Source organism: Mycoplana sp. MJR14, assembly GCF_029210525.1.
Taxonomy (GTDB): Bacteria; Pseudomonadota; Alphaproteobacteria; order Rhizobiales; family Rhizobiaceae; genus Mycoplana.
In genome coordinates, this window is the sequence record NZ_JARGEO010000026.1 from 1 (window position 1) to 906 (window position 906).

At 65.6% G+C, this 906-nt stretch carries 1 protein-coding gene; it reads right to left on the bottom strand.

The window, feature by feature from the left end; all coding sequences use genetic code 11:
• Positions 1-906: cadherin repeat domain-containing protein (locus P0086_RS25170; RefSeq protein ID WP_275790823.1), on the bottom strand; the 906-nt coding region annotated here is incomplete at both ends.

Consider the following 906-nt stretch of genomic DNA (forward strand, 5'->3'; position numbering starts at 1 on the left):
CAGCGCCGCAGGCGCCTCGTCGGCATTGGTCACCTTGATCGACAGCGCCTTGCTGGTGCTGTTGCCGGCCGAATCCTTGGCGACGACGGTGACCGCATGCGACTTGGCCGTCTCGTAGTCCACCGCCTTGGCGAGCTGCAGCTGGTTGCCGACGACCTTGAAGATGCCGCCAGGGTTGGACGACAGGCTGTAGGTGACCGCGCCGCCTTCCGGATCCTTCGCCGACAGGGTGCCGATCACCGTGCCGACGGCAGCGCTCTCGGCGACCGACGCCTTGCTGATCGCCACGTCGGTCGGCGCCTCGTTGACGTTCTGCACGCCGATGGTGAAGGACTTCTCGAAGCTGTTGCCGCCCTCGTCGGTGACCTTGACGACGATCGCGTGGTTCTTGACCGTCTCGTAGTCGAGGCTCTTGCCGACGACGAGCTTGTTGCCGGAGATCTTGAACGCCCCGTCGGCGTCGTTGACCAGGCTGTAGGTGAACGCCGTGCTGTCGGCGTCGGTGGCCGAAAGCGTCGCCACCGTCGCCCCGACCGAAGCACTCTCCTTCACCGAGGAGGCCGAGAGCGCGATGTTCGTCGGGGCATCGCCGGTGCCGGTCTCCTCGCCCGTCTCCAGATCGACGAGCTTGCCGCTGAAGCGGGCGAACTCGATGTCGTCCACCACCGTCGTCGCACCGCTCGCCTTGTTCGTGATCGCGATCGTGCCGTTGCTGTTCTCGGTGATCGTGTAGCCGGTGCGCGAGCCGGCAAACACCACCGTATCGGTGCCCGCACCGCCACCAAACAGGTCGCTGCCGCCCTTGCTCTCGATCGTATCGTCGAAGCGCGTGCCGACATAGACGTCGCTGCCGGCAGAGCCGATGAAGTGCTGCGCGTATTCGTCAAGCTGGTCCGCATAGAGGTC